The sequence below is a fragment of the Bradyrhizobium brasilense genome, assembly GCF_029714345.1.
GTDB classification, from domain to species: Bacteria; Pseudomonadota; Alphaproteobacteria; order Rhizobiales; family Xanthobacteraceae; genus Bradyrhizobium; species Bradyrhizobium australafricanum.
The window spans coordinates 6,272,882-6,296,945 of record NZ_CP121669.1 but is presented as its reverse complement, the minus strand read 5'-3'; the positions used below and the strand labels follow the sequence as shown (position 1 = coordinate 6,296,945).

The 24,064-nt window shown below is 64.9% G+C and carries 19 protein-coding genes; 14 read left to right on the top strand and 5 right to left on the bottom strand.

What is annotated here, in order from left to right:
• Window positions 1–79: 79 nt before the first annotated feature.
• The gene (locus QA635_RS29470) at window positions 80–1,591 is read right to left on the bottom strand and encodes a sensor histidine kinase (protein WP_283063021.1); all 1,512 of its coding nucleotides are present in this window, start codon (window positions 1,589–1,591) and stop codon (window positions 80–82) included.
• 177 nt (window positions 1,592–1,768) lie between these two features.
• The gene (locus tag QA635_RS29465; RefSeq protein WP_283063020.1) at window positions 1,769–3,043 is read right to left on the bottom strand and encodes a serine hydrolase domain-containing protein; all 1,275 of its coding nucleotides are present in this window, start codon (window positions 3,041–3,043) and stop codon (window positions 1,769–1,771) included.
• Between the two features lie 169 nt (window positions 3,044–3,212).
• Here QA635_RS29465 and QA635_RS29460 point away from each other — a divergent pair, with 169 nt between their 5' ends.
• From QA635_RS29460 to QA635_RS29435, 6 genes are all read left to right on the top strand, one after another.
• Window positions 3,213–4,127: an intradiol ring-cleavage dioxygenase gene (locus QA635_RS29460; RefSeq protein WP_283063019.1), complete on the top strand. Its 915-nt coding sequence runs from the start codon at window positions 3,213–3,215 to the stop codon at window positions 4,125–4,127.
• A 343-nt stretch (window positions 4,128–4,470) separates the two neighbouring features.
• Window positions 4,471–5,781 carry a CmpA/NrtA family ABC transporter substrate-binding protein gene (locus QA635_RS29455; RefSeq protein WP_283063018.1) on the top strand — a complete coding sequence of 437 codons (1,311 nt, stop codon included), beginning with the start codon at window positions 4,471–4,473 and terminating at the stop codon, window positions 5,779–5,781.
• A gap of 60 nt (window positions 5,782–5,841) precedes the next feature.
• Window positions 5,842–6,744: a nitrate ABC transporter permease gene (gene ntrB, locus QA635_RS29450; protein WP_283063017.1), complete on the top strand. Its 903-nt coding sequence runs from the start codon at window positions 5,842–5,844 to the stop codon at window positions 6,742–6,744.
• A 12-nt stretch (window positions 6,745–6,756) separates the two neighbouring features.
• Window positions 6,757–7,551: an ABC transporter ATP-binding protein gene (locus QA635_RS29445; protein ID WP_283063016.1), complete on the top strand. Its 795-nt coding sequence runs from the start codon at window positions 6,757–6,759 to the stop codon at window positions 7,549–7,551.
• Window positions 7,552–7,666: 115 nt separating this feature from the next.
• Window positions 7,667–8,092: a globin family protein gene (locus QA635_RS29440; RefSeq protein WP_283063015.1), complete on the top strand. Its 426-nt coding sequence runs from the start codon at window positions 7,667–7,669 to the stop codon at window positions 8,090–8,092.
• 151 nt (window positions 8,093–8,243) lie between these two features.
• Complete coding sequence (locus QA635_RS29435; protein WP_283063014.1) at window positions 8,244–9,155, top strand: SMP-30/gluconolactonase/LRE family protein; 912 nt, start codon at window positions 8,244–8,246, stop codon at window positions 9,153–9,155.
• An 81-nt stretch (window positions 9,156–9,236) separates the two neighbouring features.
• Here the strand turns inward: QA635_RS29435 and QA635_RS29430 are convergent, their stop codons facing one another.
• The gene (locus QA635_RS29430) at window positions 9,237–10,322 is read right to left on the bottom strand and encodes a substrate-binding domain-containing protein (protein ID WP_283063013.1); all 1,086 of its coding nucleotides are present in this window, start codon (window positions 10,320–10,322) and stop codon (window positions 9,237–9,239) included.
• Window positions 10,323–10,439: 117 nt separating this feature from the next.
• Here QA635_RS29430 and QA635_RS29425 point away from each other — a divergent pair, with 117 nt between their 5' ends.
• From QA635_RS29425 to QA635_RS29390, 8 genes are all read left to right on the top strand, one after another.
• Entirely contained in the window at window positions 10,440–11,924 is a 1,485-nt protein-coding gene (locus tag QA635_RS29425; RefSeq protein WP_283071885.1) for an aldehyde dehydrogenase family protein, read from the top strand.
• Between the two features lie 266 nt (window positions 11,925–12,190).
• The gene (locus QA635_RS29420; protein WP_283063012.1) at window positions 12,191–13,030 is read left to right on the top strand and encodes an aldo/keto reductase; all 840 of its coding nucleotides are present in this window, start codon (window positions 12,191–12,193) and stop codon (window positions 13,028–13,030) included.
• A gap of 237 nt (window positions 13,031–13,267) precedes the next feature.
• On the top strand, window positions 13,268–14,212 hold the full coding sequence (locus QA635_RS29415) for a DMT family transporter (RefSeq protein ID WP_283071883.1): 945 nt from the start codon (window positions 13,268–13,270) through the stop codon (window positions 14,210–14,212).
• Window positions 14,213–14,458: 246 nt separating this feature from the next.
• Window positions 14,459–18,346: an autotransporter domain-containing protein gene (locus QA635_RS29410; protein ID WP_283063011.1), complete on the top strand. Its 3,888-nt coding sequence runs from the start codon at window positions 14,459–14,461 to the stop codon at window positions 18,344–18,346.
• Between the two features lie 117 nt (window positions 18,347–18,463).
• Window positions 18,464–19,546, top strand: coding sequence for a zinc-binding dehydrogenase (locus tag QA635_RS29405; protein WP_283063010.1), 1,083 nt, complete (start codon window positions 18,464–18,466; stop codon window positions 19,544–19,546).
• Between the two features lie 107 nt (window positions 19,547–19,653).
• A complete protein-coding gene (locus tag QA635_RS29400) occupies window positions 19,654–20,412 on the top strand; it encodes an SDR family NAD(P)-dependent oxidoreductase (protein ID WP_283063009.1) in 759 nt (252 codons plus the stop codon).
• 4 nt (window positions 20,413–20,416) lie between these two features.
• Window positions 20,417–21,676 (top strand): NAD(P)/FAD-dependent oxidoreductase, encoded by a 1,260-nt coding sequence (locus QA635_RS29395; protein ID WP_283063008.1) that lies wholly within the window; start codon window positions 20,417–20,419, stop codon window positions 21,674–21,676.
• Window positions 21,677–21,734: 58 nt separating this feature from the next.
• Window positions 21,735–22,403: an amino acid ABC transporter permease gene (locus tag QA635_RS29390; protein ID WP_016839817.1), complete on the top strand. Its 669-nt coding sequence runs from the start codon at window positions 21,735–21,737 to the stop codon at window positions 22,401–22,403.
• 164 nt (window positions 22,404–22,567) lie between these two features.
• Here the strand turns inward: QA635_RS29390 and QA635_RS29385 are convergent, their stop codons facing one another.
• Both QA635_RS29385 and QA635_RS29380 read right to left on the bottom strand, forming a co-directional pair.
• Complete coding sequence (locus QA635_RS29385; protein ID WP_028331874.1) at window positions 22,568–23,446, bottom strand: transporter substrate-binding domain-containing protein; 879 nt, start codon at window positions 23,444–23,446, stop codon at window positions 22,568–22,570.
• Between the two features lie 173 nt (window positions 23,447–23,619).
• Window positions 23,620–24,042 carry a DUF6294 family protein gene (locus QA635_RS29380; protein WP_028331873.1) on the bottom strand — a complete coding sequence of 141 codons (423 nt, stop codon included), beginning with the start codon at window positions 24,040–24,042 and terminating at the stop codon, window positions 23,620–23,622.
• Window positions 24,043–24,064 lie beyond the last annotated feature (22 nt).

Below are 24,064 nucleotides of genomic sequence, written 5' to 3'. Positions count from 1 at the left end.
CCCTGGTTCTGGCCGGCCGAACCCGCCAATCATAGCAACTTGCGTGCCAAGATGTCGCAGGATCGGCCACTCCTGCCGGTCAGCCGTCGATTTCGAGGGTGCTGGTCACGGTGTAGACGACGCCGTGGGGCAGGAAATCCACGGTGGCCTCGCCGCCGAGCTGGTCGCGGGCGCTGCGCTCGATCAGGCGAGAGCCGAAGCCGCGCTGAACCGGCGCGGTGACCGGCGGGCCGCCGGCCTCGGTCCAGATCATCCGCAGCCTCGGTCCGGGGCTCTCGTTGAGGATCTCCCAGTCCAGCGTCACCGTGCCGGTGTCGTTGGACAGCGCGCCATATTTGGCGGCGTTGGTCGCCATCTCATGCAGGATCATCGACAGCACCAAAGCAAGCCGGGGCGACAGCGGCACGCGGGGTCCGAACATCTTGACCCGATCGGCGGCGTTGTTCAGCAGATACGGCCGCAGCACGCGGCTGAGCACGTCCTGGAAGTCGGAGCTCTGCCATTTGTCGGTCGAGAGCAGATTATGCGCCTCGGCCAGCGCGCCGAGCCGCCCCTCGAACTTGTCGCGCTCGGTGCGGCTTGCGCTGCGGAAGGTCTGCGTGGCGATCGATTGCAGGATCGCCAGCGTGTTCTTGACGCGGTGGTTGAGCTCTTCGATCAGGAGATCGTGCAGCATCTCGCCGCGCGCGATCGTGGTCGCCATCCGCACCGCAAAGCCGAGCCCGACCAGCAGCAGGACGCCACCGATCACGCTGGTGATCGCCAGCGAGCGCCACAGCGGCGCCACCAGCGAGTTCTCGGCGATCCCCGCGGCGACGGTCCAGCCGGTGACGCGCGACCGGGTGAAACCCGTGATCAGCGCCACGCCTTCCAGCGAGACGGTTGGCAGCGTCGCCTCGCTCTGGCGGAACATCTCGGCAAACAGCGACGGCGAGGCGCGCTGGCCGATGGTCGCCTGCGGGTTTGGCACCCGCGCCAGGTTGACGCCGTCGCTGTCGAAGATCGAGATGGTCCAGTCCTGGTTGAGGCGCTGCTTCTCGATGATGGCCTGGAACACCTCGATCGGCGGGCTGAAGGAGATGTCGTAGAGCACCTCGCCGTCGCGCTTCACCGGTACCTCGACAGTGATGATCAGCCGCTGCTTCACCGCGCCGAAGAACAGGTTGGAGTATTGCGGCTGCCGCGTCGTGAACACCTTCTCGAGGATCTCGAGATTGTTGCGTGGCGGCAGGCTCGCGGTGTCCGGCGTCAGCGAGGAGAACACCTGGCGTCCGGCGCGGTCCGCCACCAGCACCACGCCGTCCTTGCCGTACTGGTCGATGAAGCCGACCGCAACGCGGCGGAAGTTGTCGAAGTCGCTGTTGCGCAGCGAGTTGGTCAGGGCCAGCACCTGCAGCCCGCCGGTCATGCGCTGCATTTCCGCATCGAGCAGCAGGCGGATGCTGCGCGCCGTCTCCAGCACGCGCTGCGTGGCCGCCTGGCGATCCCGCTGATAATTGTGGAAGACGATCCCGACCGCGAAAATGATCAGCGGCAACATCGTTCCCGCGACCAGAAGCGCGAGACGGACTGGCAATGTCAGTTTCGGCACGATGTCCCCAGGTCGGTGCCCATTGAGCTTAGGGGAAGCGGGAAAAGTCCGCCAAAGGAAACAGTTGGTTATCGGAAAAGTTCCGCGGCGCCCAAAGCATGATCCGGAAAAGTGTGAAGCGGTTTTCCGAAGGGATCATGCTCGAACGAGGAGTATGCGCCGCGGAATGACGTCGTGTCAGAGATTGCTCTCGGTGATCGCGGCGTAGACCATGGTGCGCAGCTCGCGCCGCAGCGGATAGGCGCTCGACGGCAGCACCTGGGTCATGAAGATCGTGATCAGCTCCTCGGCCGGGTCGATGAAGAACGACGTCGTCGCAGCGCCGCCCCAGTTGAATTCGCCCGGGCTGCCGGCGATCAGCGTCTGCGCCGGGTGCATGGTGACGGCGAAGCCGAGGCCGAAGCCGATGCCGTTATAGGCGGCTTCGGCGAACATCGAGCGCGACATCGCCGGCAGGTCGACGCCGCCGGGCAGATGGTTCGAGGTCATCAGCTTCAGCGTCTTCGGGCCGAGCAGCCTGACGCCGCCGAGCTCGCCGCCATTGAGCAGCGCCCGGCAGAAGGTCAGATAGTCGGCCGCGGTCGAGCACAGTCCGCCGCCGCCCGAGATCAGCGAAGGCGGCGCCAGGAAGGAGCTGGTGGTCGGATCGTCCTGCAGCGTCAGTGTGCCCTTGCGCTCGGCGGCGAGCGGGTTGAAGCCGCCCTGCGGATCGGCGGAATAGCAGGCGGCAAACCGATGCGCCTTGTCGGCCGGTACGAAGAAATCGGTGTCGTTCATGCCGAGCGGCTTGAAGATGCGCTCCTTCAGGAATTGCTCGAACGGCACACCTGAGATCTTGCCGACGAGATAGCCGAGCACGTCGGTCGAGACCGAGTAGTTCCAGGCTTCGCCCGGGGAGAACTCCAGCGGGATCTTCGCCAGGTCCTCGATCATGCCGTCGAGCGTGCCGGCCTTGATGACCTCGCCGATCTTCTTCTCGCGATAGGCCGCGTCGACATTGGAGCGCTGCTGGAAGCCGTAAGTGAGGCCCGAGGTGTGGCGCAAGAGGTCGACGATCTGCATCGGCCGGATCGGTGGGCGGGTCAGGAAGGCGGGCGCGGTGCCGGCGACGAACACGCCGAGGTTCTTCCATTCCGGAATATATTTCGCGACCGGCTCGTCGAGCGCGACCTTGCCTTCCTCGACCAGCATCATGAAGGCGACCGACGTGATCGGCTTGGTCATCGAATAGATGCGGAAGATGGTGTCGTCCTTGACCGGCACCTTGCGCTCGAGATCGGCAAAGCCCTGGACCGTGGAATGCACGATCTTGCCGCGGCGATAGATCAGGACCTGCGTGCCAGGAAAACGGCCGGCATCGATGTAGCGGCTCTTCAGATGCGCTTCGAGGCGGTTGAGGGCAGTGGTCGACATTCCCGCGGATTCGGGCGAGGCAGGCGTGGGGGCTAGCATCAGGCGTTTCTCCGGCTTGCAAGGCAGTCTTGATAGCCGAAAAGTGTCTGCTGCACCAATCCGCTGCCGCTTACCGGCATTGAGCTGGTGGTGTACCGTCGCCCCTGCAATCGCGCCCCCGAAGGGGCTCAAAGTATCTGCCAAGGTATCCGTCAAGGGAAACGCCGAGATGACCCAGTTCAACGAAACCGAGCTCACCGCCGCCGTCATCCGCAGCTTCGACCAGACACCCGATCCGCGGGCCAAGTTCCTGCTGCAGGAATTGGTGAAGTCGCTGCACGATTATGTGCGCAGGACCGATCTCACCTTCGAGGAATGGGACCAGGCGATCGGCTTCCTGACCCGCACCGGGCAGAAGTGCACCGACATCCGCCAGGAGTTCATCCTGCTGTCCGACGTGCTCGGCGTGTCGATGCTGGTCGATGCGGTCAACCATCGCGATCGCGACGGCGCGACCGAGACCACCGTGCTCGGCCCGTTCTATGTTGGCGAGCACAAGGTGACGCCGCACGGCACCGACATCTCGGCAAGCCTGCCGGGCGAGCGCATGTTCGTGCAGAGCCGCGTCACCGACCTTGACGGCAAGCCGCTGGCCAATGTGCCGGTCGATATCTGGCACGCGGACGATGACGGATTCTATGACTCGCAGAAGCCGAGCTATGCCACCGAAGGTCCGTCGTCGCGGGCGCGCTTCATCACCGATGCCGACGGCCGCTTCTTCTTCCGCACCATCGTGCCGTGCAGCTATCCGATCCCGACCGACGGCCCGGTCGGGCAGATGATCACGCAGACCAACCGTCATCCGATGCGGCCCGCGCATGTGCACTTCCTGGTCAACGCCAAGGGCTACGAGCCGCTGATCACGCATGTCTTCGTCGAGGGCGACAAGTACATCGATTCCGACGTCGTGTTCGGCGTGAAGGATGAATTGATCGCCAAGGTCGAGCGCCGCACCGATCCTGTCATGCCCGATGGCCAGCGATCGGATGGGCCGTGGAGCCTGATGACCTACGAATTCCATGTGAAGCCCGGCGTCGGTATGGCGCCGGCGCCGCTCGGCACCAACGTCACCGAGGACGCCTGATCGGTTTCTGAACGTTTCTGCTCAATTTTTGTGCGCCGCGCAAAGATTGGGCGAATCGCAAATTTTGGCAGCGCGCGGAAAACTCGCGCGCGCTGCGACATGTTGCGCAAGGCTTTGCAGCGAAATCCATTTTTGCGCTGCGGTAGGTTGGCACAAGGCTTGAATAATCATTAGCCGACGCCATTGAAGCCGTCCCTCGAGGCTACCCCATCGGATTTCTGACGCCGCCAGACCGGGGCCTTCCCGGTGCACGCCTTTTTGCGCCCTGCGCGCGTCGCCATCCGAAGGGCGGCGCTCGACGCACTGACGCAACACCGCAACGCAACGACGCAAAGGACGACCGATGACCAAGCCCACCGACAAGCCGCCAAGCCGCGGCCTCAGCCGCCGTCAGCTTCTGAAGGCAACCAGCGGCGCCGCCGCGCTGCTCGCCGCGGCCAAGCTCAACTTTCCCGCAGGCGCGTTCGCGCAGGGCGCCGGTCCCGAGGTGAAGGGTGCCAAGCTCGGCTTCATTGCGCTGACCGATGCCTCGCCGCTGTTCGTCGCCAAGGAGAAGGGCATCTTCGCCAAATACGGCATGCCCGATGTCGAGGTGCAGAAACAGGCCTCGTGGGGCACCACGCGCGACAATCTCGTGCTCGGCTCCGAGGGCAACGGCATCGACGGCGCGCATATCCTGACCCCGATGCCGTATCTGATCTCGGCCGGCAAGGTGACGCAGAATAATCAGCCGACGCCGATGTACATCATGGCGCGGCTCAATTTGAACGGCCAGTGCATCTCGGTCGCCAAGGAATATGCCGATCTCAAGGTCGGCATCGACACCGCGCCGTTCAAGGCGGCGCTGGAGAAGAAGAAGGCCTCCGGCAAGGCGGTGAAGGCCGCGATGACTTTCCCGGGCGGCACGCACGACCTCTGGATTCGCTACTGGCTCGCCGCCGGCGGCATCGATCCCGACAAGGACATCGAGACCATCGTGGTGCCGCCGCCGCAGATGGTGGCCAACATGAAGGTCGGCACGATGGACTGCTTCTGCGTCTGCGAGCCGTGGAATCTGCAACTGATCCATCAGGAGATCGGCTATACCGCGATCACGACCGGCGAGCTCTGGGACAAGCATCCGGAGAAATCGTTCGGCCTGCGCGCCGCCTGGGTCGACAAGAATCCGAAGGCCGCGAAGGCGCTGCTGATGGCTGTCATGGAAGCCCAGCAGTGGTGCGAGAAGGCGGAGAACCGCGCGGAGACCGCGACGATCTGCGCCAAGCGGCAGTGGATCAACTGCCCGGTCGAGGACATCACCGACCGCATGAAGGGCAAGTTCGATTACGGCACCGGCCGCGTGGTCGAGAATTCGCCGCAGCAGATGCGGTTCTGGAGCGACAACGCCTCCTATCCGTATCAGAGCCACGACCTCTGGTTCCTCACCGAGGACATCCGCTGGGGCAAGTACGAGGCAGGCTTCGACACCAAGGCGCTGATCGCCAAGGTGAACCGCGAGGATCTCTGGAAGGAGGCCGCCAAGGAGCTTGGCGTGTCGGACATTCCGGCCTCGACCTCGCGCGGCAAGGAGACCTTCTTCGACGGCAAGGTGTTCGATCCCGCCGATCCCGCCGCCTATCTGAAGTCGTTGTCCATCAAGCGTGTTGACGTCTGATTTGAGCGAGCCGCGCGAGCAGCGCGGCTCTCCTTTTTTGACCACGGAGATTTTCGTTCAATGTCGATGCCTGCCATGAAGACCGAAGTGTCGGCGGTAGCGATCCCGCCGGCCACCGCCGCGGCGCCGGTCGTGACCATGATGCCGAAGCGCGCGCCGCGCGCCGATGCCTACGCCAGGATGGCGAAGGAGACCGCGGCGCGCGTGGTGCCGCCGCTGATCGTGGTCGCGCTGCTGCTGGTGGTGTGGGAGTTGATCTGCCGGCGCGCCGGCTCCAGCCTGCCGCCGCCGTCGAAAGTGTTCAAGGACACCAAGGAGCTGATCCTCGATCCATTCTTCGACAATGGCGGCATCGACAAGGGCCTCTTCTGGCATCTCTCCGCCAGCCTGCAGCGCGTCGCCTACGGCTATTCGCTGGCGGCGATCGTAGGCATCGCGCTCGGCACGCTGGTCGGACAGTCGGTCTGGGCGATGCGCGGCCTCGATCCGCTGTTCCAGGTGCTGCGTACCATCCCGCCGCTGGCGTGGCTGCCGCTGTCGCTGGCCGCATTCCGCGACGGCCAGCCCTCGGCGATCTTCGTGATCTTCATCACCTCGGTGTGGCCGATCATCATCAACACCGCGGTCGGCATCCGCAACATCCCGCAGGACTACCGCAACGTCGCCGCCGTCGTGCAGCTCAATCCGCTGGAGTTCTTCACCAAGATCATGATCCCGGCGGCCGCGCCCTACATGTTCACCGGCCTGCGCATCGGCATCGGCCTGTCCTGGCTCGCGATCGTCGCCGCGGAAATGCTGATCGGCGGCGTCGGCATCGGCTTCTTCATCTGGGATGCGTGGAATTCCTCGCATATCAGCGAAATCATCCTGGCGCTGTTCTATGTCGGCATCATCGGCTTCGTGCTCGACCGGCTCATTGCTGGCCTCGGCAAAGTGGTGACCCGCGGCACGGCGGCGAACTGAGGAGGACCAGTCATGCAGGCCTATCTGAAGCTCGATCACATCGACAAGACCTTCACCCGCGGCAACGCCACCACGGAGGTTCTGAAGGACATCAACCTGACGATCGCGAAGGGCGAATATGTCTCGATCATCGGTCACTCCGGTTGCGGCAAGTCGACCCTGCTCAACATCGTCGCCGGCCTCACCGGCGCCACCAATGGCGGCGTGCTGCTGGAGAACCGCGAGGTCAATTCGCCGGGACCGGATCGGGCCGTGGTGTTCCAGAACCACAGCCTGCTGCCGTGGCTCACCGTCTACGAGAACGTCAAGCTCGGCGTCGACAAGGTGTTTGCAAGGACCAAGAGCAAGGCCGAGCGCGACGCCTGGGTGATGCACAATCTCAGCCTCGTGCAAATGGCGCATGCCAAGGACAAACGGCCGAGCGAGATCTCGGGCGGCATGAAGCAGCGCGTCGGCATCGCGCGTGCGCTCGCGATGGAGCCGAAGGTGCTGCTGCTGGACGAACCGTTCGGCGCGCTTGACGCGCTGACCCGGGCGCATCTGCAGGATTCGGTGATGGCGTTGCACCAGAAGCTCGGCAACACCATCCTGATGATCACCCACGACGTCGACGAGGCCGTGCTGCTGTCGGACCGCATCGTGATGATGACCAACGGCCCGAGCGCGCGGATCGGCGAGGTACTCGAGGTGCCGTTGGCGCGGCCGCGCAAGCGGCTCGAGCTCGCGACCAACCAGGGCTACCTGAAGTGCCGGCAGCGCGTGCTCGAATTCCTCTATGAGCGCCACAGCTTCGTCGAGGCGGCGTGATGATCACGTCGACGGCAAGCGTTTCCGCTTTGAACCGAAGCGCCGGCTTCGGTTACCAATGCTCGCGTTTTGAAAAATCGTTTCAGAACTCATTTCATGACCGAGGAGAATTGAGATGAATCCGGCCCAAATCAAGCTGGTTCAGGACAGCTTTGGCAAGGTCGCGCCGATCTCGGAGCAGGCCGCGGTCATTTTCTACGACCGCTTGTTCGAAGTCGCGCCCGCCGTGAAGGCGATGTTTCCGGTCGACATGAAGGAGCAGCGCAAGAAATTGATGACGACGCTTGCCGTCGTCGTGAATGGGCTGAGCAATCTCGACACGATCCTGCCGGCCGCGAGTGCGCTGGCCAGGCGGCATGTCGGCTACGGCGCCAAGCCCGAGCATTATCCGGTGGTCGGCGGCGCGTTGTTGTGGACGCTGGAGAAGGGGCTCGGCGAAGCCTGGACGCCTGACGTCGCCGCCGCATGGACCGCGGCCTACGGCACGCTGTCCGGCTACATGATCTCGGAAGCCTATGGCTCGGCGCAGCCGGCCGAATAGCAGGCGGCGACAGACTGAAGCCTTCCACGTCGCTGCAAGAGCCCTTCCGTCGGGCCATCGCTCAGGCGGATAGGTGGATTGCTTCGCTGCGCTCGCAATGACGTACGCAAGCATCTATGGTTCGCCCCGTCCGCCAACGGGTGAACCAACAATGATGTTCCTGGAAACGCCGCCGAAACTGATCGCGACTGAAATCTTCTCCGCCGTGCCGGCCGAATTCCGCCGCAGGGTGGCGAGCGAATGGGCCGACGCCAACCGCCCGGGCGCGGTGACCGACTGTTTCATCGAGGGACCGTCGTTCGATGCCGACGGCAATCTCTACATCGTCGACATTCCGTTCGGCCGCATCTTCAGGATCGCGCCGGACAAGTCATGGTCGCAGGTTGCCGAGTATGACGGCTGGCCGAACGGGCTGAAGATCGATGCGATGGGCCGCATCCTGATCGCCGACTATCGGCACGGCCTGATGGAGCTCGATGCGAGGTCGGGCGAGGTCACGCCCCTGCTGCGCTCGCGCAATTCGGAATCGTTCCGCGGCTGCAACGACCTGCACATCGCATCGAACGGCGACATCTATTTCACCGATCAGGGCCAGACCGGACTGCACGATCCGACCGGTCGCGTCTATCGGTTGCGGGTGAACGGAGCGCTCGACTGCCTGATCGACACCGGCATCAGCCCGAACGGCCTGGTGCTCGATCCGCACGAGGCGGTGCTGTTCGTCGCGATGACGCGCGACAATGCGGTCTGGCGCGCGCCGTTCATGAAGGACGGCAGCGTCTCCAAGGTCGGCCGCTTCTGCTCGCTGTTCGGCCCGAGCGGACCCGACGGCGTGACGATGGATGCCGCCGGTCGGCTGTTCGTCGCGCATGCCTCGCTCGGCCATGTCTTCGTGTTTGCGCCGAACGGCGAGTGCATCGCGCGGATCAAGTCCTGCGCCGGGTCGAGCTGCACCAATGTCGCCATCGGCGGCGCCAACCGCGACCGCCTCTACATCACGGAATCGGTGACTGGCTCGGTGCTGGTCGCCGACCTCAGCGGGCTCGGCAAGATATCTTCCTGACTGTCGACCATCGTCATCGCACCTGGCGCAAGTCCCGAAGGATCGACGGCCATCAGGTCGGCCGTTGCCGGGTCCGGCTGATCAGCGGTCGGAATGCAGCTTCTCTAGAAACTCCTTCACCCCGCTGACGGCGCCGGTATGGGAGGCGACATAGCCGGGAAGGGCGCCCACCGCCTTGTGGAACTCGCTGCTTTTCATGATGTCGAGCACGCGCTGCATCGGTTCGGCCTCGAGGAAGGTGCGCTTGCAGACGAAGAAATAATCTTCCGTAAGCAGGCGGATGAAATCGAGCCCGAATTGCCGCGCCGCGGCCTCGACGCCGAAGCTCGCATCCGCCATGCCGCTCGCGACATAGGCGGCGACCGCCGCATGGGTGAATTCCATGTGCTGCGCGCCGTTGATCCGCCCTTCCGGGATCTTATGCAGCCTCAGCAATTGATCGAATAGCAGCCGCGTGCCGGAATCGTGGTCGCGGTTGACGAAACGGGCCTTGCGCTCGACGAGGTCCTTCAGCGTCGTGATCTTCAGCGGGTTGCCGCGCTTGACCATCAGGCCCATCTCGCGGGTCACGAAATTGATGACGCGGTCCTCGCGCGGATCGAGCCATTCGCGGCAGGCCTTGATGCCCTGCGCCCGCAATTCGCCGCGCGGCAGGTGCACGCCGGAGAGATCGCAGGCGCCCTGCGCCAGCGAGACCAACGAGTTCTGGTTGCTGACATAGCGCAGATCGACGCCGACGCCGCCCGCGCGGTCGAGGAATTCGCGCAACTTGGACACCGCAAAGCCGTGGCTGGCATGGACCCGGATCACCGACGGTCGCTGCTCGAGAAACGGCTTGATCTCGGTGACCAGTTCCTGCGCGAGGTTCTCGAGCTGCAGCCCGAGCCGCGCCTGCATGCGCTCGCCGGCCCACACCAGCTTCTCGCCGAATGGCGTCAGCTTCGAGCCCTTGCCGCGGTGGGTTTCAACCAGCGGCACGCCGAAGAACTCGGTCCATTGCTCGATCAGGTTCCAGACATGGCGATAGGACAGCTGCGCATCGCTGGCGGCGCTGGTGATCTTTCCGGTCTTCCGGATCTCGTTGAGGATGCCGAGCATCACGACCGCGGTCTGCGGGCTGTCCTCTTTCCGAAAGCGCCAGACGGTCTCGATCTCGATCTGCAGCATGGTGGTCACCATTTATGAAGTTGACTTCATATCTTGGCATGCCAATAGGCACAAGATATCATATTTACTGCTGATCAGAGCCTCCTAGGTTGAGTGACAACACCAGGAGGAAATATGATGTCCGTTGCATATGACTATGAGCGTGACGCCCGCCGCGCCCCGACCATCAGGGACGAATTGCTGCTGATCGATGGCGCCCGCGTCCGTTCGTTGTCCGGAAATACCTTCAAGTCGCTCAATCCCGCCACCGAGCAGGTGATCGCTACGATTGCCGAAGGCAATGAGGCCGATGTCAATCGTGCCGTGGCGGCTGCCCGCCGCGCCTTCGAGGGGCCGTGGCGCACCATGCGCGCGGCCGAACGTGGCCACATCCTGCTCCGATGGGCCGAGCTGCTGAAGCAGCATGCCGACGAGATTGTCGCGCTCGAAAGCCTCGATGCCGGCAAGCCGATTGCGGGTGTGCTGCGTCAGGATTTTCCCGCCGCCATCGACACGCTGACCTATTACGCCGGCTGGGCCGACAAGATCAGCGGTGACGTGGTCTCGGCGCGCGACGACGCGCTGACCTATACGGTGCGCGATCCGGTCGGCGTGGTCGCCGCGATCGTGCCGTGGAATTTCCCGCTGATGATCGGCATGTGGAAGCTCGCGCCGGCTCTCGCCTGCGGCTGCACGGTGGTGATGAAGCCGGCCGAGCTGACCTCGTTGTCGGCGCTGCGCATCGGCGAGCTCGCGCTCGAGGCCGGTTTGCCGAAGGGTGTGCTGAACATCGTGACCGGGCCCGGTCGCGTCGTCGGCGACGCGCTGGTCAATCATCCCGATGTCGACAAGGTGACGTTCACCGGCTCGCCCGGCGTCGGCCGCGGCATCGTGAAGGGCGCCGCCGGCAACTTCAAACGGGTCTCGCTCGAGCTCGGCGGCAAGTCCGCCAATGTGATCTTCGACGATGCCAATCTCGAAGCCGCTGCCAAGGCCGCGGCTGCCGGCATCTTCTTCAATGCCGGGCAGGTCTGCTCGGCCGGCTCGCGCGTGCTGGTGCAGGAGAACGCCTATGACGAGGTGGTCGAGCGTCTGGTCGCCCGTGCGGAAGCGTTGCGGATCGGCGATCCCGCCGATCGCGCCACCGCGCTCGGGCCGGTCATCTCCGAGAAGCAGATGCGCTCGATCCTCGATTATGTCGAGATCGGCAAACATGAGGGTGCGCTGCTGGCCACCGGCGGCGCGCGGGTCGGTGACCTCGGCTATTTCATCAGCCCCGCGGTGTTCGCCAACGTCGCGCACGAGATGCGCATCTCGCAGGAGGAGATCTTTGGCCCCGTCGTCAGCGTGATCAAGTTCAAGGACGAGGCCGATGCGCTGCGCATCGCCAACGGCACCGCGTACAGCCTCGCCGCCGGCGTCTGGAGCGCGGATATGGGCCGCGTGCAGCGCTTCGCCAAGAAGGCCCGCGCCGGCACGGTGTGGATCAATACCTATGGCTACACCGATGTGCGGTTGCCGTGGGGCGGTGAGCGTGACTCCGGCCTCGGCCGCGAGCACGGCACCGCCGCGCTCGATAACTTTACCGAGCCGAAGGCGGTGTGGATGAACCTCAACGTTTGATGCGCGTCGAGAGACGCGAGAGCGCGCGTCACAATACAGCTGTCGTCCCGGCGAAGGCCGGGACCCATAACCACGAACATCTGTTGTTGCACAACGGGTGGAATGACGAGTCCCGCCAACGACGACTGCTGCGGAGTATGGGTCCCGGCCTTCGCCGGGACGACGATGTGGAGATATCGCCGGGATGACGATGTGGAGACATGGTCGTCGGTATGCTTTATCGTCCTGCGCGGAGCCACAAGGGAACTACGCAGAACGAGGCGATCGTGCAGACAAAAAAATTCGGCGACAACGGCCCGCAGGTCTCGGTGATCGGCCAGGGCACCTGGTATCTCGATCGCGGTGATCGCAAGGCGGCCGTCGCTGCGCTGAAGCGCGGCATCGATGCCGGCATGACGCATATCGACACCGCCGAGATGTATGGCGACGCCGAGCTTGTGATCGCGGATGCGATGTCAGGCCGGCGCGACGAGCTGTTCCTTGTCTCGAAGGTCTTGCCGAGCAACGCCTCGCGGCGCGGCACCATCACCGCCTGCGAGCGCTCGCTGAAGCGGCTGAAGACCGATCGCCTCGATTGCTATCTGCTGCACTGGCGCGGAACCACTCCGCTTGCCGAGACGGTCGCGGCGTTCGACGAATTGATCGCCGCGGGCAAGATCCGGTCCTGGGGCGTCAGCAATTTCGACACCGAGGATCTCGACGAACTGCTCGATGTCGCGGGTGAAGGCAAGATCGCCTGCAACCAGGTGCTCTACCATCTGCAGGAGCGCGCCATCGAGCACGCTGTGATTCCCTGGTGCGAGCAGCACGGCGTCGCCGTCGTTGCCTATTCGCCGTTCGGCCACAATGATTTTCCCTCGCCGTCGAGCAAGGCCGGCACGGTGCTGCAATCGATCGCGCAGGCGCACAAGGCGACGCCGCGCCAGGTCGCGCTCAGCTTCCTCACGCGGCTGACGTCGGTGCTCGCGATTCCGAAGGCGTCGAACGCGGAACACGCGGCCGAGAATGCGGCGGCGGGAACTCTGAAGCTCAGCGGCGATGAACTCGCCGCGCTCGATGCCGCGTTCCCGCGCGGGCCGAAGCCACGCTCGCTGCCGATGCTCTGAGGGCGTTCCGCTCCACACAGTTCTTAACAAACTGTTGCAGTTGCGGCGGCACACGGCCTGCGGCGGGCGGGCGGTCGCGCGCGCTGGCGCATATCGGAGTCCCGTTTTCGGGCATTGTTCTCGCGGCGGAATTGGCGTTTTGTACGAGGAGCAGACTCCCTTTATTTTGCCTTCGAGATTGCCGTGACACCGCCCCCCGCAGCCGTGGCCGCCAGGCTGGACAGCGTTCCCCTTTCATTGCCCGCAAAGACCGCGCCCGCAGCGACAAGCAAGGCGCCCGCCCGCACCGACCGGCCGTTCAAGGGCATCGCGCTGATCCTGCTGTCGACCGTGTTCCTGGGCACCTCCGACGTCACGGCAAAATATCTCTCCTCCACGCTGCCCTCGATCGAGATCGCCTGGATCCGCTTCCTGGTGTTTGCGATGATCATGACGCCGGCGATGCTGCCAGGCTCGCCGCTGTTCGCGCTGCGCAGCAGCCGTCCCGGCCTGCACGTGCTGCGCGGCGCCGCGCTGCTCGGCTCCTCGCTGATCTTCATCACGGGGCTCGGCTTCCTGCCGATCGCCGAAGCCTCCGCCACCAGCTTCGTCTCGCCGCTGTTCGTCACCGCGCTGTCGATCGCTTTCCTCGGTGAGAGGGTCGGCATGCGACGCTGGATCGCGACCGCGGTCGGCCTCGCCGGCGTGTTCATCATCCTACGGCCGGGCACCAGTGCCTTCCATCCCGCCGCGATCTTTCCGATCGTCTCGGCGCTGGCGTGGGCGGCCACGTTGATCCTGACGCGCATGATGAGCGGCAGCGAGCGCCCGATCACCGTGATGACCTATTCGTCGATCGTCGGCGTCGCCATCGTCAGCGCGCTGGTGCCGTTCGTCTGGGTCACGCCGAGCTGGCACGACATCATGTTCGGCATCCTGATCGGCGTTGCGTCCACCGTCGGACAGTGGATCGTGGTGCTGGCGTTCCGCTATGGCGATGCCTCGGTGCTCGCGCCGTTCTCCTACACGCAGCTGCTGTGGGTCAGCATCCTCGGCTTCATGATCTTCGGCGAAGTGCCCGACCGTTTGACCATTCTCGGCGCCGGCTTCATCGTCGCCTCAGGCCTCTACACCGCGCATCGCGAGCGCGTCCGACGGTCGCAGCTGCTGACCGTGGCCAGCGAGCCGTCGCCGAACGCCTGAGCGTCCGGACGAAATCGTGCGTCGGTTGCGAAGCGGGCTTCAACTAGCGTTGCGCGGGTACAACAGTCGGGCCGAAATCTTTGATCTCGGATCGCTGAATCACCGGATTTCGGAAACGATCGGCAACCTCACACTTCGCCGCGTGCTAACCCTAGCCCCAAGAGCGCCGCAGAGCGCTTGGGGGTCGGGTACGTGCATTTTGGTTCGTTCTTTTTCCTGTCAGCTGGTCGGTCGTCTCGCGCTGCGATGGCCTTGGCACTCTGCGCCCTGACCAGCGCAATCGCGTTGCCGACCGGTTCGGCACGAGCGCAGAGCTACACCTGGGGCGGCACGGGCAGCTCGACGAGCACCGATGTCTACGAACTCCCGACCAACTGGTCGACCACGTCGGCCGGCGCGCCGCCGATCCTCCCGAACCAGTCAGCCATTTTCGATTCATCGGGATCGGCGACGGTCACCATCGGGCCCGGCTTGATGCTGCCGGGGTCCTGGACCTTCACCGCCAATTCGCAATCCTACACGATCAATGGCAACCCGGTTGGCTTCAGCCTGTCCGGGCCGACCGGCGGCCTGATCAACCAGGCCAACAACGGCCAGACCATCACGATCAACGCCAGCCTCACCGACGGCATTGGCGGTCCGGCGATGGTGCAGCAGCTCGGCAACAGCACGCTGGCGCTCGCGGGCACCAATGCCTACTCCGGCGGCACGCTGATCTCCGCCGGTACCGTGCAGGTGACGAATGCGGATTCGGTCGGCACCGGCACCATCACGCTCAATGGCGGCACGTTCCAGATGCAGTCGCCCACGGTTTCGAGCGTCGCCTTCGCCAACAACATCGCGGTCAATGCGGCCGGCGGCACGGTCGATGCGAACGGCGCCCAGGTCAATCTGCAGGGCGTGATCGCCGACGGCGTCGGCGCCGGGGTTCTGCGCCTGATCGACTCGTCGGCGTCCGCGTTCTCCAACGTGCAGCTCGCCGGCGCCAACACCTATTCCGGCGGCACGCTGGTGGTCGATACGACCGTTGTCGTCAGCAACAACAGCTCGGTCGGGTCAGGCACCGTCACGCTCGACAATGCCTCGTTTCAGGCTGACGGCCTCAGCAACCTGACTTTCAGCAACAACTTCAAGATCAACACGTCGGCCATCGGCAGCGCGATCGAAGCCAATGGCGTGACGCTCACGATCGCTGGCAACATCGCCGACGGCAACGGCCCCGGCAAGCTGACGGTGCTGGACAATTCAGGCGGCCTCGGCCGCGTCGTGCTGCTCGGCAACAACACCTACACCGGCGGCACCACGATCTGCGATTGCGCGACGTTGCAACTCGGCGACGCCAGCCACACCGCTTCGATCGTCGGCGAGGTCGCCGTCGACGGCAAGTTCGACATCGTGAATGCCAACACCGCGGGCATCACCAAGATCGTCAACGACGGCTTCAACGGGATCGCCACCACGACGTTCTACAATTCCACCACGGCGTCGACGGCGACGATCGTCAACCAGAATTTCGGCATCACGGAGTTTCGCGACAGCAGCACCGCTGGCAATGCCACCGTGAGCAACACCAATGGTGCGCTCACAGTGTTCCGCGACACCAGTTCTGCCGGGAGCGCCAGGTTCACCAACACCAACGGCGGCACTGTGGTGTTCGGCGACGCGTTTGGTCCTCCCGGCGGCTCCGACACCAGCACGGCCGCCAAGGCCGTGATCGACAACTCCAACGGCGGCGCCGCGGTGTTTCTGGGCCACACCAATGCAGGGCAGGCCACCATCACCAACGGCACCAATGGCGGCTCGACGCAGTTTTTCGAGTCCTCATCTGCTGCTTCGGCAACCATCGTTACGCTCGCGGGCGGTCAGGTCGCCTTTTTCCAGAACAGCACGGCGGCAAACGCCAGCTTCGACAACAGCGGCGTGCTCTATTTCGGATCTGTCGGCTTCAACCCGGTGGAGGCGCCGACCGCGGCCAACGCGACGATCGTCAATCGGGCTGGCGGCGTTCTCCAGTTCGATGCCTATGCCACCGCGGGCAATGCGACCATCGACAACCAGGCCGGCAGCCAACACATCTTCACGGCGTTCGCTACCGCGGGCGACGCCACCATTACCACTGAAGCCGGCAGTACCATTAAGTTCTTCAACAACGCGACCGGCGGCAACGCACAGTTCATCACCAACGGCACCGGACTGGTCGATTTCTCGCTCAGCACGGGGCTGAACGGCGACGGGCGCATCACCGCGGGTTCGATCGCAGGCTCCGGCTTCTATTATATCGGCTCAGGCAACACCCTCGCCGTTGGCAGCAATAATCTCTCGACGACGCTCAGCGGCGTGCTTGCCGACTTCGATCCGTTGAACCCATTCCATATCTGTGGCTGCTTTGGCGGCGGCCGCACCGGTCCCGCCAATTTCGAGAAGATCGGCAGCGGCACGCTGACCCTGTCGGGCACCAATACCTACACCGGCACCACGACGGTCAACGGCGGCATTCTTCAGGTCGACGGCTCGATCGCCTCGTCGAGCCTCACCACGGTGAATGCCGGTGGCGCGCTGTCCGGCATCGGCACCGTCGGCAACACGACGATTGCAAGCGGCGGCATCCTGATGCCCGGCAACGCGACACCAGGCACATTCCTGAACGTGGCGGGCAATCTCGCCTTCCAGTCGGGGGCACTGTACCTCGTCGGGCTCAATTCGACGGCGTCCACCTTGGCCAAGGTGGGCGGCAGTGCGACGCTGGCCGGATCGGTCGGCGTCAGCGTCGCCGCCGGCAGTACGATCGCCAAGCAATACACCATCCTGTCGGCGGCCGGCGGCCGCAACGGCACGTTCGCCGGTATCGATTCAACCGGGCTGCCGTCGAACCTCGTCGCGACGCTCGGCTATGACGCGAACAACGCCTATCTGAACTTCACGCTCGATTACAGCGCGAAGTCGAAGCTGAACGTCAATCAGCAGAACGTCGCCACTACGCTGCAGAACTTCTTCAACGCCAATGGCGGTATCAACGCGGTGTTCGCCGGACTGTCGCCGAACGGCCTGACGCAGGCCTCGGGCGAGGGCGCGACCGGATCGCAGCAGGCGACGTTCAACGCGATGGGTCTGTTCCTCGGTCTGCTGACCGATCCATTTGTTGCCGGGCGCGATGGTGGGTTTGGCGGCGGCGCGGGGGCGACGCCGTTCGCCGAGGAGAGCACCCCGCTCGCCTATGCGGCGCGCCAGACCGAACCGCGCGATGCGCTGGCCGCGATCTACACCAAGGCGCCGCCGCGGCTGGTCGATTTCGAGCAGCGCTGGAGCGTGTGGGCGGCGGGCTATGGCGGCTCGCAGACCACCAGCGGCAATGTGGTGCTGGGCTCGAATAACACCAGCAGCAGCCTCTATGGCACCGCGGTTGGCACCGACTACCGCTTCTCGCCGAACACCATCGCCGGCTTTGCGCTCGCCGGCGGCGCCACCAGCTTCAGCGTCAACGGCCTCGGCTGGGGCCGTTCCGATCTGTTCCAGGCCGGAGCGTTCGTTCGCCACAGCGTCGGCGCCGCGTACCTGAGCGCGGCGCTCGCCTATGGCTGGCAGGATGTCACCACCGACCGCATCGTCACCGCGGCCGGCGCCGATCACCTGCGCGCCAACTTCAATGCCAATGCCTGGTCGGGCCGGCTCGAGGGCGGCTATCGCACTGCCACGCCGTGGGTCGGGCTGACGCCTTACGCGGCGGCACAGTTCACGAGCTTCGAGCTGCCGGCCTATGCGGAGAGCGTCGTTTCCGGCGGCGGCACCTTCGCGCTGAATTATGCCGCGAAGAGCGTCACCGACGTCAGGAGCGAACTCGGCCTGCGCGCCGACAAGTCGTTCGCGGTCGACGGCGGCATCGTGACGCTGCGCGGCCGCGTCGCCTGGGCGCATGACTTCAATCCGGACCGCACCGTTGGTGCGGTGTTCCAGACGCTGCCCGGCGCGGCCTTCGTGGTCAACGGCGCGGCGCAGGCCAGCGACTCGGCGCTGACCACGGCCTCCGCCGAGCTGAAGTGGCGCAACGGCTGGTCGGCGGCCGCGACCTTCGAGGGCGAATTCTCCAACGTGACACAGTCTTACGCCGGCAAGGGCGTTATGCGCTATACGTGGTGACCCTCCGTGCTATAGCCTCCTGCGGCGAAAGCCTGTCGCGGACTTGATCCGCGACAGCATTTCGCGAGACGAAATACGCATCAAAATGAGTGGGACAAAACCCACGCGGGAGGGAATATGCGCGCAGCGATCTTCAGGAACGGCGAGATTGTCGTCGACCGGGTGCCCGAGCCGAAGCCCGGCGCCGGCCAGGTGCTGGTCAAATCGCTCGCCTGCGGCATCTGCGGTTCCGATCTGCACGCACGCAAGCATGCCCACCGCATGGTGGAGCTGAGCAAGTTCCTGCCCGGTCGCACGCCGATGGATCTGTCGCGCGACGTCGTGTTCGGCCATGAGTTCTGCTGCGAAATTCTCGATTACGGCCCGGGCACCACGCGCAAGCTGAAGCCCGGGACGAAAGTGTGCTCGCTGCCGGCGCTGCTGACGCCGGAGGGCCCGAAGGGCATCGGCTATTCCAACGATTATCTCGGCGGCTATGCCGAGCAGATGCTGCTCAGCGAGCCGCTGCTGCTCGAAGTGCCCAACGGGCTTGCGGCCGAGCACGCCGCGCTCACCGAACCGCTTGCGGTCGGCGTGCATGCGGTGGCGATGGCCAACATCCAGGGCGGCGAGGTGCCGCTGGTGATCGGCTGCGGACCGGTCGGGCTGGCGGTGATCGCGGCGCTGAAGATCAGGGGGCTTGGACCGATCGTTGCTGCCGATTATTCGCCGGCGCGGCGCCTGCTCGCCGAGAAGATGGGCGCCGATGTGGTGGTCGATCCCGCCAGGACGCAGCCCTATGCGAGCTGGGCCGAGCACGCCCAGATGACCGATGCGGAGAAGGCGGCGCGTCCGCCGATGCAGGCGCTATTGCCGCCGTTGAAGCCCGCGCTGATCTTCGAATGCGTCGGCGTGCCCGGCGTGCTGCAGCAGGTGTTCGAGGGCGCCCCGCGCAGCGCCCGTGTCGTCGTGGTCGGCGTCTGCATGGAGACCGACAAGTCCGAGCCGATGCTCGGCATCATCAAGGAGCTCAACGTCCAATATGTGCTCGGCTACACGCCGGAGGAGTTTGCGTATTCGCTGCGCCTGATCGCGGAAGGCCAGGTCGACGCCGCCTCGCTGGTCACCGGCCGCGTCGGCATCGACGGCGTCGCGCAGGCGTTTGCGGATCTCGCCAATCCCGAGGCGCACACCAAGATCCTGGTCGAGCCGTGGCGCTGATTTGGCGTTGAACGCGGCGCTAAACTAACGACGATGGGCGCGGTTTGCATTTCGTAACGCCGAACCTATAGTTCGCTGTCTCTTATCGCACTGACAGCACGCACCTCATGCGAATTTCGATCATCACGGGAGGCGGCTCTGGCATCGGCGCCGCAGTCGCGCGCCGGCTCGCCGGCCCCGATCAATCCCTGATGCTGCACGGACAGGGCACCACCGCCGCCGGCCTCGCGCGGCTGAATTCGGTTGCGGAGGAATGCCGCGGCAAGGGCGCGAAGGTCGAGGTGAGCACGGGCGATCTCGCCAAAGCCGGCGCCGGCACCGCGCTGGTCGCGGCAACGCGGGCCGCGTTCGGGCCGATCGACAGCATCGTGCACGCCGCGGGCTTTGCCGACCGGCGCGAGTTCGCCGGCCTGCCGCGCGAGGCGCTGGAGCGGGCCTTCGCGGTGATGGCGGCGGCCTTCCATGAAATCGCGGCGGCGGCACTGTCCGACCTCACGCGCAGCGCGCAAGGCCGCGTCGTCGCGGTGTCGAGCTTCGGGCCGCATCGCTTTGTGCCCGGCGCCACCTATCCGGCATCGGCCGCCGCGAAGGCCGCGCTTGAGGTGCTGGTGAAGTCGCTCGCGATCGAGCTCGCCGCGTCAGGCGCCACCGCCAACGCCGTGATGCCGGGCTACACCCGCAAGGATCCCGGCCTGTTCGGCGCGCTTGATACCGCGACCTGGGAGAGCGTCGCAAAGGCCAATCCGATGCAGCGGCTGGCCGAGGCCGACGAGGTCGCGGCCGTCGTCGCCTTCCTGCTGTCGCCGGAAGCAAGCCACGTCACTGGCGCGACGCTGCCGGTCGATGGCGGCCTGACCTTGATGTGACGCCATGAGCGAGGGCGAACCAACAGAGCAGGTCGATGTTGCGGTGCTCGGCGCCGGCATGGTCGGCGTCTCGGCGGGCTTTGCCGCGCGGCAGCGCGGGCTCTCCGTCATCGTCGTCGATCGCCGCGAGCCCGGCAGCGAAACCTCCTACGGCAATGCCGGCATCATCTCGTCAGGCTCGATCTTGCCGCTCAATACGCCGTCGCTGCTGAAGAACCTGCCGAAATATCTGACCAACGCGCATCCGGCGCTGCGCTGGAACATTGCGTGGGCGCTCGCCAATGCCGGCTGGGTGATGCGCTTCCTCGCGGCGGCAACGCCGTCGCAGACCAAACCGCGCGCCGCCGCGCTGCACGGCCTGATCGGGACCTCGCTGAAGCTGCATCGCGACTGGATCGTGCAGGCCGGCGCCAGCCATCGCATCCGCGAGACCGGCTGGCTCAAGGCCTGGCGCAGCGACGGGCTCGCCGCCGCCCAGGCCGAGCAGGCAGCGCTCGCCGAGTTCGGCATCAGGAGCGAGGTGCTCGATCGCCAGGCGATCTCCGCGCTCGAGCCCAACATCGTCCCTGCCTATAGCGTCGGCCTGCTGCACACGCAGACGGCATCGGTCGATTCACCCGGCGCAGTGGTCAAGGCCTACGCGCAGATGCTCGCCGCTGGAGGCGGCACGATCAGGCAATCCGGGGTCCGGCGGATCGAGCCGCACGGCGACGGCTGGCGCGTGCAGCTCGCCGACGGCGAGATCGCCGCGCGCCATGTCGTGGTCGCGCTCGGGCCGTGGTCGGCCGAGCTGCTGCAGCCGCTCGGCTATCGCGTGCCGCTGGCGTTCGAGCGCGGCTATCACCAGCAGTTCGTGTCGAATCCGGCACGCAAATTGCTGCGGCCGATCCATGATGCGGAGGGCGGCTTTCTGATGACGCCGATGGAGCAGGGCGTTCGCGTCACCAGCGGCGTCGAGCTCACCGCGCGCGACGCGCCGTCGAATTTTTCGCAGCTCGAGGCGGTGGTGCCGATGGCGCGCAGCGTGGTCGAATTTGGCGATGCGGTCGGCGAGCGCTGGCGCGGCGCGCGGCCGACGCTGCCCGACAGCCTGCCGATGATCGGTAAGGCGCCGCGGCATCGCGGGCTCTGGCTCGCCTTCGGCAACCAGCATATCGGCTTTACCACCGGCCCCGGAACGGGCGCCGCAATTGCGGCGATGATCGCGGGCGATGCGCCGCCGTTCGAGGCGCAGGCATTCTCGCCGAACCGGTATATCGCGTGACACGTGCGAGGCCGCCTGCAATGTTTGGCGATCAAGCGCGCGGCAACCGAGGGGCAGGATGAACTACGTCTGGGATTTCGGCATCCTTGCCAAATACAGCCATCTGTTCTGGCTCGGGCTCGGCTGGACCATCGCCTACACCATCGGCACCATCATCCTCGGGACCCTGATCGGCTTGATCGTCGGCATGCTGCGGCTGCGGCGCATTCCCGTGATCGACTGGCTCCTGATCGCCTATATCGAATTGTTCCGCTGCACGCCGCTGCTGGTGCAGATCATCTGGTTCTACTACGCGTTTCCGGTCGTGATCGGCGTCAACATCCCGGCGCATGTCGCCGCCGTCAGCGTGCTCTCGCTCTATGGCGGCGCGTTCTATGCCGAGATCGTGCGCGGCTCGATCGAGAGCGTGCCGGTCGGGCAGTGGGACGCGGCGAAGGCGCTCGGCTTCCGCGGCTGGCGCCTGATGCGGCTCGTGATCCTGCCGCAGGCGCTGAAGCCGATGATGGCGCCCTATGTCAACCAGTCGGTCACGCAGCTCAAGAACACCTCGCTGGTCTCGATCATCGCGGTACCCGATCTCGTCTACAACGCGACCTTGATCAACGCCGACACCTACCGGCCGCTCGAGGTCTACACCATCGTTGCGCTGATCTATTTCGCGATCCTGTTCCCGTCGACGCTGGTGGCCAGGCGGTTGGAGCGCGGGCTAACCTACGACAAGGTGTGAGTTGCTTGACCTCTCCCGCTTGCAGGGGAGGGTCGGATCGCATCGTTAGATGCGATCCCGGTGGGAGCTCTCTCCATACATAGGGCGTCGCTTGTGGCGACACCCCCACCCCGGCCGTCCCCCGCAAGCGGGAGAGGGAGATCACTGCCGTCTCGGCAATCGCCTCAAATACTCAACTCCACCGGCACATCCTCGGGCTTGACACCGGCGAGGCCGAGGCCCTTCACGAACCATTCGCGCATCTGGCCGATGCCGCGGTTGTAGTCGATCCACACCGAGAGAAAATCGCGCCAGCGCTTGTCGGCTTCGCGCCGTACCGCCGTGCCGCTCGCGATCGTCACCGACGGCGAGGCCAGGATCTTGTAGGTGCCAAGGTTCGGGTTCTTGGCGATCGCGGTCAGCCCGAGCACCAGCGCGTTGACCACGCAATCGACGCGGCCCGACGACATTTCCAGCATCACCTCATCGCGCGACTTCAGCGACTTGATGGTGGCGTTCGGCGCAAAGCGGCGCGCCACCGCCTCGTTGGCCGAGCCGACGTCGACCGCGATCTTGACCTCGGGCTTGTTGATGTCGGCCCAGGTCTTGGCTTCCAGCCCCTTCTTCAGCATCGCGCCGAACGGATGCGGGAACACCAGATTGGTGAAATCGACCACCAGCGCGCGCTGCGGCGTCGGGTTGAGCGCGAAGCCGAGATCGATCTTGTTGGCCTGCAGATCAAGGATTGAATTGCCGTAGGTGGACTCGACATATTCCAGCTTGACGTCGAGCAGTTTGGCCAGGTCGTTGGCCATCTCGATCGAGAAGCCGGACCAGGTGCCCGAGGCGAGGTCCTTGTTGAAATAGGGCAGCTCGCCCGGCAGCACCGCGATCCGCAGCACCTTGTTGGCCCGGATGCGATCCAGCGTGTTGTCGGCTGGCGTCTGCGCCGAGGCCGGCGTTGCCATCGCGGCCGCGAGCGCCGCGCCGCTACCGATCCCGAGCGCGTAGCGCAGCGCGTCGCGGCGATCTTCGGAGATTTTGATGTCGTCGGATTGAGTCAAGCGGGCCTCCCTGCACCAGATCGGGGGAAGCCTAGCGTCGGTATCCGGTGCCAGCAAGTGCGCGCGCCTGCACCATTGGTAGGCAAGGCGAGGGCGCGGTCGCCTACGTGCCGGACTTCACCCCTCCCGCTTGTGGGGGAGGTCGAATAAGCCGCGAACCGCGCCCTTAGGGGTTAGCAACGATAGGTCATGTTCGCCCCCGTGACCGAAGAAAAGAAAACGGCGGGGAAGCTCAGTTCGGCTACCCAATCGAGCACTTGGTTGTCTGTCTGGGTTTCTGGACTTGAAAGGTGTGGAAATTGAAAAAGCACCGTCCCGTGAATGTCCAAAAGAACGAGACGATCGATAACCCAAACATCACCGTCGTCGGTCGAGAAAAATTTTGCCAGCAATTCTGCTGTTCCGTCAGAACGAAGCCTGAGAGTGGGGCCGTTGTTCAGGGTGCCGTTCAAGAAGCCGGACAGCTTGCAATCGCCGTAACGAATGGGCGCGCTCCAACTGAGGTCAAGGGTTTGGATAGCATGTGTCGCAACACCCTTATAGCTTTCTGGCTGGTCGGTCGCCGAGCTTTTGCTTTCAAGATGTTCTTTCAACATAGCGTACGCCTCCTTCTAGCCC

Coding starts and splice junctions, on each gene's coding strand:
- QA635_RS29380 (WP_028331873.1), bottom strand. CDS start 24,042: ATGTTGAAAGAACATCTTGAAAGCAAAAGCTCGGCGACCGACCAGCCA.
- QA635_RS29425 (WP_283071885.1), top strand. CDS start 10,440: ATGTCCGTTGCATATGACTATGAGCGTGACGCCCGCCGCGCCCCGACC.
- ntrB (WP_283063017.1), top strand. CDS start 5,842: ATGTCGATGCCTGCCATGAAGACCGAAGTGTCGGCGGTAGCGATCCCG.
- QA635_RS29405 (WP_283063010.1), top strand. CDS start 18,464: ATGCGCGCAGCGATCTTCAGGAACGGCGAGATTGTCGTCGACCGGGTG.
- QA635_RS29390 (WP_016839817.1), top strand. CDS start 21,735: ATGAACTACGTCTGGGATTTCGGCATCCTTGCCAAATACAGCCATCTG.
- QA635_RS29430 (WP_283063013.1), bottom strand. CDS start 10,322: ATGCTGCAGATCGAGATCGAGACCGTCTGGCGCTTTCGGAAAGAGGAC.
- QA635_RS29395 (WP_283063008.1), top strand. CDS start 20,417: ATGAGCGAGGGCGAACCAACAGAGCAGGTCGATGTTGCGGTGCTCGGC.
- QA635_RS29445 (WP_283063016.1), top strand. CDS start 6,757: ATGCAGGCCTATCTGAAGCTCGATCACATCGACAAGACCTTCACCCGC.
- QA635_RS29410 (WP_283063011.1), top strand. CDS start 14,459: ATGGCCTTGGCACTCTGCGCCCTGACCAGCGCAATCGCGTTGCCGACC.
- QA635_RS29435 (WP_283063014.1), top strand. CDS start 8,244: ATGATGTTCCTGGAAACGCCGCCGAAACTGATCGCGACTGAAATCTTC.
- QA635_RS29460 (WP_283063019.1), top strand. CDS start 3,213: ATGACCCAGTTCAACGAAACCGAGCTCACCGCCGCCGTCATCCGCAGC.
- QA635_RS29440 (WP_283063015.1), top strand. CDS start 7,667: ATGAATCCGGCCCAAATCAAGCTGGTTCAGGACAGCTTTGGCAAGGTC.
- QA635_RS29455 (WP_283063018.1), top strand. CDS start 4,471: ATGACCAAGCCCACCGACAAGCCGCCAAGCCGCGGCCTCAGCCGCCGT.
- QA635_RS29400 (WP_283063009.1), top strand. CDS start 19,654: ATGCGAATTTCGATCATCACGGGAGGCGGCTCTGGCATCGGCGCCGCA.
- QA635_RS29465 (WP_283063020.1), bottom strand. CDS start 3,043: ATGCTAGCCCCCACGCCTGCCTCGCCCGAATCCGCGGGAATGTCGACC.